Raw genomic sequence first — 6833 nt, 5'->3', positions numbered from 1 at the left:
TGAGGTTCTTGTGCAGTAACAGCACCGCGTCGAAGTCGCGTGCGTCCAGGCGACGCAACCCCACAACGGATCCATCCAGAAGCTTCACTCGTTCCACACGGTCCACCCGTCGTTGGTGGCATCGACGATCCAAAGATTAACGTCTGCGTTTCGGGTGTTCAGGGGCGACGAAAGGCCGCCGGGCTGGGGACTTCGGTCCCTACCGGCGGCCGTCGTGCGGTGGTCGGATGGAGACGGTGCGCTTGACCACCACGCCAACAATGCGAGGAGCATCATCATAAAGAAACTTTCAGAACTTCTGCGAGAGCTTGCAGACCATGCAGCGAACGCGGAGAACAAGGCAGAGGCGGCTGAGAATGAAACCAGCCAGAAAGTGCATGCGATTCTCGACGCGTCCAAAGCCGATGCAAAAGCCAGGCAGGATGAATTCAAGGCGAATGTCGCAAAGAAGAAGGCTGCCTCGGGTTTCGACTGGGAAAAAGTTCAGGCAGACCATAAACAGCGGGTGGAGAAAATCAAGAGCAATATTGCGGCCCAGAAACACGCTGTTAGCCGGAAGGTCGCGGAGCACCGAGCCGATGACGCGGAGGACTATGCGACGGCTTCGATTTACTTCGCCAGGATGGCAATTGACGATGCTGATGTCGCCACCCTGGAAGCCATTGACGCTCGGGCTTATGCAGAATCGTTAGCCTAGCCAGCGAATGGGGTCGGGGACCGGCTGGCTGTTCTCGCTGGGGCAGTCGGGGCAGCGGTAGGCGGCGACGGCGCGGACGGCAGGGTTGTGCGGTATCGCCGCGGGACGCTTCCGGGTGCGCCCCGACCAGGCCATGAACTGAGGAAGGGTCCCAGCGTGAAAATCGCCTCACTGAAGGACATCGAGCAGGTCGAAGCCACTCCGCTCGCGCAGCGCAACTTGCCGCACAGCACCTATGAGATGTTGCGCCGGGGCGCCGCGCGTGTCCCGCAGAATCCGGCGTTGGCGTTCTTCGTCTCGGTCGAGAAGTACCGCGAGCCGTTCGTCTGGTCCTACCAGCGGCTGCTCGGCGATATCACACGCACCGCCAATGCGCTGCACGCCCTCGGCGTGCGGCCTTTTGACGTGGTGGCATACGTGCTGCCCAATCTTCCCGAAACCCACTTCGTGATCTGGGGCGCCGAGGCGACTGGCATCGTGTTTGCGATCAACCCGCTCCTGGACGCGGCGCAGATCTGCGAGCTGCTGCGCGCAGCCAATGCGCGGGTTCTCGTCTGTTCGGCCCCGGATGCCGACGACGATCTGTGGGTCCGGCTCGCACCGATGTTGCCGCAACTGCCGCGGCTCACCTATGTGGTGACGGTTTCGCCGGCCGTTTACACGCAGCAAGCGGCGGCCCCGGCGCCACCGTCGCCCGACGCGCGCATCCGCGTGCATGACTTCCATGAGTTGATCGCGCAGCAGCGATCTGACCGCCTCGTGTCCGATCGCGACATTCTTCCCGGCGACATCTGTTCCTATTTCTGCACGGGCGGCACAACCGGCCTGCCGAAGATCGCCGTGCGCACGCACGGCAACGAGGTCTTCAACGCCTACACGATGGGCTTGGCGCTCGACGGCTGCATCGATGCCGCCAAGACGCTGCTGTGCGGGCTGCCGCTGTTCCACGTCAACGCCATGGTGGTGACGGGTCTGTTGCCGTGGTCGATGGGCGCGCACGTGCTGTTGGTCACGCCCCAGGGTTATCGGGGCAGCGGCGTCCTGCAGCGGTTCTGGGAGGTCGTCGAGTACCACAAGGTGAACTTCTTCAGCGGTGTGCCGACGATCTTTTCGGGCCTGCTGCGGGTGCCGATCGACGGCCACGACGTGGCCAGTCTCGACTATGCGCTGTGCGGGGCGGCACCGATGCCGGTGGAGACCTTCCACGCGTTCCAGCGGCTGACCGGTATTCGCATTCTCGAGGGTTACGGCCTGACCGAGGGCACCTGTGTCAGCGCCGTCAATCCCGCCTTCGGCGAAGCCCGCATCGGGTCGATCGGCTTACCGCTGCCCTACCAGGAGCTGCGCATCCTGCGCATCGACGAGGCGGGGCACTGCGTCGGCGAGTGTGACACCGATGAGGTCGGCGTCGTCGCGATCCGCGGCGGCAATGTCTTCCCCGGCTACCTCGATCCGAGTCACAACAAAGGTTTGTGGGTGGAGCGCGACGGTGAGCGCTGGCTGAACACCGGCGACCTGGGCCGTGTGGATTCAGACGGCTATGTCTGGCTGGCCGGCCGCAAGAAAGACCTGATCATTCGCGGTGGCCACAATATCGACCCGGCTGCCATCGAAGAACCGATGCACCGTCACCCGGCGGTGTCAGCGTGCGCCGCGGTTGGTCGTCCCGATGTCCACGCCGGCGAACTGCCGGTCGTCTATGTGCAGCTCAAGCCGGGCGCACGGGCGACCGAACGTGAGTTGATGGACTTCGCCCAGCGCGAGATTCCTGAGCGCGCCGCCTGGCCCAAACGCGTTCAGATCGTCGGGCAGCTGCCGCTGACCGGGGTGGGCAAGATCTTCAAGCCGGCCCTCAAGCTGCGCGAGACCGAGGATGTTGTCGCCTTGGCGCTCAGGGAATCTGGCGACAGCGCCGTCGGCAGCATCTGGGCCCGCCAGGACAGCCGCCGCGGCGTGGTGGTCGATGTCGCCCTCGCCGATCGCCGCGCGGCACCCACGGTCAAACAGGTCCTCGGCGCGTACACCTTCGGCGTCGATCTGCACGACGCCTCGACGAAGGAGGTCCTGTGAAATCCACGTCGACCGCGCCCGCTGCGGTGCCGCAGCGGTGCGCCAGCCCGGTGGCCAAGGTGCGCGATCTGGCCTTCGTGCGTGTCGCACGGCGCGACCTGGATCGCGCCGAGCGTTACTACACCGACTTCGGGCTCACCGTTTCGGCGCGCAACGACGACGCGCTCTACTTCCGGGGCGCGCTTGCGCCGCACCACTGCTGGATCGTCGAGCGAGGCGGCGACGAGTTCCAAGGCCTGGGCTTCACGGTCGGGACGCGCGAGGACCTCGAGTGCCTGGCTCGCCTTCCGGGCGCGAGTCCCGTGCACGCCGGCGCCGAGCCCGGCGGTGGCGAGCTGGTAACACTGCATGATCCCTCCGGCACCCGCGTGGAGGTGGTCTTCGGCATGACCGAGCTGCCGGAGCTGTCGGTGCGCGAGCCGAACACGTACAACACCCCGCGCCACAAGGTGCGTGTCAACCGGCCCCAACCCGCTGACCAGGCCCGCGAGCTGGTGTTCCGACTGGGCCATGCGGTCATGCACAAGCAGGAGTTCCACCGCAACGCGCAATGGTACTGCGACACGCTGGGCCTGATCCCCTCCGACGTGTTGCTGCGCCCCGATAACCACGAGGCGGTGCTGGTATTCATGCGCTGCGACCGCGGCGCCGAACCGAGCGACCACCACACCGTCGTCGTCGCCGCCGGTATCTCTGACGAACTCGAGCACTGCGCCTTCGAGGTCGTCGACCCCGACGCCGTCGCTGGCAGCGCGCAGTACATGCGCGCGCGGGGATGGAACCACACCTGGGGAGTGGGTCGACACATCCTGGGCAGCCAGATCTTCGACTACCAACGCGACCCCTCCGGGCTGCTGGTGGAGCACTTCGCCGACGGCGACGTGTTGGATTCGAGCTACCCAACCGGCTATCACCCGCTGGATCGGGCCGGCCTTTATCAGTGGGGCGAGGACATGCCCGCCGACTTCGTCGACGTCCGTCCCACCCCCGCCCGCATCGCGGCCATCGTGCACGGTCTGCGCGATCGCGCCGAGTTCAGCCTGCGCCGAATGCTGGCGATGAAGAAGGCGCTGGCGGTGCCCGCGCGTCCCTGGATCAAGAATTAACCACTAATCGCGAGGAAACCGATGGCCATCAACGTTGTCCGTTACCGCCACGCCGGCACCACCGATTGGGGTGTGCTCAATGACGGGCGGCTCGAACCCCTGTCCTGCGGCGACCTGAGCACGGGCGAGCTGCTGGGTCACCGCCCGTTCGATGGTGCGGCGCCGGTCGAGCCCATCAACATCGCCGACGTCGAGCTGCTCGCACCGATCACCGCACCATGCCGAGTGATCTGCCAGGGCGCCAACTACCGCCAGCACATGATCGAGTCCGGCGTGAACCCCGACGACAAGCAGTTCAACCTGCTGTTCATGAAGTCCGACGCCACGCTGGCACCACCGCGCGGGGACGTGCGCGTGCCGGCGCAGGTTCAGCTGCTCGACTATGAGCTGGAGCTGGGGCTGGTGTTCGGCAAACCCGTCAGCAGGCCGACCACCATCACCGCCGACACCCTTCCCGACTACGTTGCCGCGCTGGTCATGACCAACGACGTGTCCGCACGCGATATTCAGCTGCCGCAGAACCAATGGTTCAAGGGCAAGTCCTATCGCGCCTTTTGCCCGGTCGGCCCGGTGCTGAGCGTGCTGGAGCCCGACGATTATCCGCTGCTTGACCAGCTCGAGCTGACACTGCTGGTCAACGAGCGCGTACGCCAGCACGACTCGACCGCCAACCTTGTTTACCGGCCGCTGGAAACGCTTACCGAGCTCACACAGGTCAGCGACCTCGCGCCCGGCGACGTGCTGCTGACCGGAACGCCGTCCGGCTGCGCACTGCGCGCGCCGGCGCCGTTCGTGCAAAGGCTGATGGGCCTGTTGCCCGAACGCGTGAAGTGGCGTGCATTCATCAAGGCGCAGAAGAAGCGTGGCGCCTACCTCAAGCCCGGCGATGTGGTGCGCTCCACGATCAAATCGGCCGACCGCCGTATCGACCTCGGCGAACAACTGCTGCGCATCACCTGGACACGATCAACTGACAACCAGGACCACGGTCGCCGGGCCGTGTCCCACATCTCCGGAGGTACATCATGAAACAACAACCACTGCCCGCCTCGGCGCAGCGGAAGGCCGACATCGACGTTCCCGTCCTGATCGTCGGCGGGGGCGGTGCCGGGCTGACCGCGTCGATGCTGCTGTCGCAGCTGGGCATCGAGACGCTGCTGGTCAGCGCACTGCCTACGACGTCCATCCTGCCCAAGGCGCATGTGCTCAACCAGCGGACGATGGAAATCCTCGCCGATGTCGGCGTCGCCGAAGCGATCTACGAAAAAAGCACCCCGGCCGAGAACATGGCGGCCATGGGCTGGTACTGCGGGTTCGCCGGTCCCGACGAGGATTGCGGCCGGATGATCGGCAGGATCGAGTCCTGGGGTGCCGGCTACACCAACCTCAACTGGATGGCGGCCAGCCCGCTGCGCACGGCCAACCTGCCACAGATCCGGCTGGAACCGATCCTGAAGGCGCACGCGGAGGCGATGGCGCCGGGGACGGTGCGCTTCCATCATGAGCTCGTCGCCGTGGAGCAGGACGCCGACGGTGTCACCGCGCGTGTCCGCAACCGCGACGACGATTCCGAGTACACCGTTCGCGCACAGTATCTGCTCGGCTGCGACGGTGGCCGCACGATCCCCAAGCTGCTTGGCGTGGAATACGAGGGCCTGGGCGTGGTCGCGCAGACCGCCACCGCGCACATCAGCGCGGATCTCTCGCAGCTCGCACACGACCCCGACGTGCTCATCCGGTGGATCTGGTGCCCGGCGATCGGCGAGATGGCGGTGCTGGTGCCGATGGGGCCCGACCACTGGGGTCCCGACAGCGAAGAATGGGTGTTCCACGTCACCTACCAGGGCGAGGGGCCCAAAGACCTCACCGACGAGCAGATCGAGGCCAACATGCGTCGCGCCCTGGACATCGACGTGCCGATGAAGGTCCACAAGATCACCCGCTGGGCTCTGGAGGGCGTGCTCGCGCCGAGGTTTCGGGTCGGCCGCGCGTTTCTCGTCGGCGACTCCGCGCACCGCCACCCACCCACCGGCGGCCTGGGACTGACCAGCGGCGTGCAGGACGCGCACAACCTGTGCTGGAAGCTTGCCGCGGTGCTGGGCGGCCACGCAGCCGACAGCCTGCTGGAAAGCTATGAATCCGAACGCAGGCCGGTCGACGCCCGAAACGTCCAGCGTTCCCTGGAGAATTCGATGGCGCACATGGAAATCGGGCGCGCCTTCGGGCTCAGCCACGAGGCCGGCGCGGAGGCCAACTGGGCGCAGATGCGCCGCATCTTCAGCGACAAGCCGGAAGATGCCGAGCACCGCCGCGGCGCGCTGCGTGCGATCCGCCGGCTGACGATGGAGGGCAACGAACTCAACGTCGAGTACGGATATCGCTACGCCTCCAGCGCCGTCATCGCCGACGGCACACCGGAGCCCCCGGCCGTCGACGACGTCCGCGTCTATGAACCCGGCACCCGCCCCGGCAGCCCGCTGCCGCACGCCTGGATCGATGACGAGACGGGACACCGCCGTCCGATCAAAGACCTCGTCGGTCCGGGCCGCTTCCTGCTGATCGCCGGCGAGGAAGGCCAGGATTGGTGCGCGGCGGCAGAAAACATCGCCCGCGCCAATGGGCTGCCCCTCGACGCGGTGCGCATCGGCCACATCGACGGCGACCTCTACGATCCGCGGCTGGCCTGGGCACAGCACCGCGGCATCACCACCAAAGGCGCCGTGCTGGTGCGTCCCGACCGTGTCATCGGGTGGCGCCACGCAGACGCGGCGCCCGACCCAGGGTCGAAACTCGCCGACGCGCTTGCACACATCCTGGGCCGCGACATCCGCGAGGCGGCGCCCATGCTCAGCCCGGCCGGCACCGGTGTCGGCTCCGGTCGAACCTGAACAGGAGACCTGCCGAAAAGCCTGCAAGCCAACCGATTTCGTGTTCGCCCAGACGATGACGACTACGGCGTG

The 6833-nt window shown here is 66.3% G+C and carries 5 protein-coding genes; all 5 read left to right on the top strand.

From position 1 onward, the window contains the following. The first annotated feature begins 115 nt into the window (after window positions 1-115). The 5 genes from ACLP4W_RS02005 to ACLP4W_RS01985 all read left to right on the top strand — a co-directional run bounded on the left by ACLP4W_RS02005 (window position 116) and on the right by ACLP4W_RS01985 (window position 6761). Window positions 116-697: a hypothetical protein gene (locus ACLP4W_RS02005; protein WP_442383612.1), complete on the top strand. Its 582-nt coding sequence runs from the start codon at window positions 116-118 to the stop codon at window positions 695-697. 156 nt (window positions 698-853) lie between these two features. Beyond that, window positions 854-2767 (top strand): acyl-CoA synthetase, encoded by a 1914-nt coding sequence (locus ACLP4W_RS02000; RefSeq protein WP_442383610.1) that lies wholly within the window; start codon window positions 854-856, stop codon window positions 2765-2767. Further along, window positions 2764-3873: a VOC family protein gene (locus ACLP4W_RS01995; RefSeq protein WP_442383608.1), complete on the top strand. Its 1110-nt coding sequence runs from the start codon at window positions 2764-2766 to the stop codon at window positions 3871-3873. Before ACLP4W_RS02000 ends, ACLP4W_RS01995 begins: the two co-directional genes overlap by 4 nt. A 21-nt stretch (window positions 3874-3894) precedes the next feature. After that, window positions 3895-4902 (top strand): fumarylacetoacetate hydrolase family protein, encoded by a 1008-nt coding sequence (locus ACLP4W_RS01990; protein ID WP_442383606.1) that lies wholly within the window; start codon window positions 3895-3897, stop codon window positions 4900-4902. Next, window positions 4899-6761, top strand: coding sequence for an FAD-dependent monooxygenase (locus tag ACLP4W_RS01985; protein ID WP_442383604.1), 1863 nt, complete (start codon window positions 4899-4901; stop codon window positions 6759-6761). Before ACLP4W_RS01990 ends, ACLP4W_RS01985 begins: the two co-directional genes overlap by 4 nt. Window positions 6762-6833: the final 72 nt, after the last annotated feature.

The organism is Mycobacterium sp., assembly GCF_052145595.1.
In the GTDB taxonomy this organism is placed as follows: Bacteria; Actinomycetota; Actinomycetes; order Mycobacteriales; family Mycobacteriaceae; genus Mycobacterium.
Note: the sequence above shows the minus strand (reverse complement) of the source record. Positions and strands in the feature narration are given on the sequence as shown.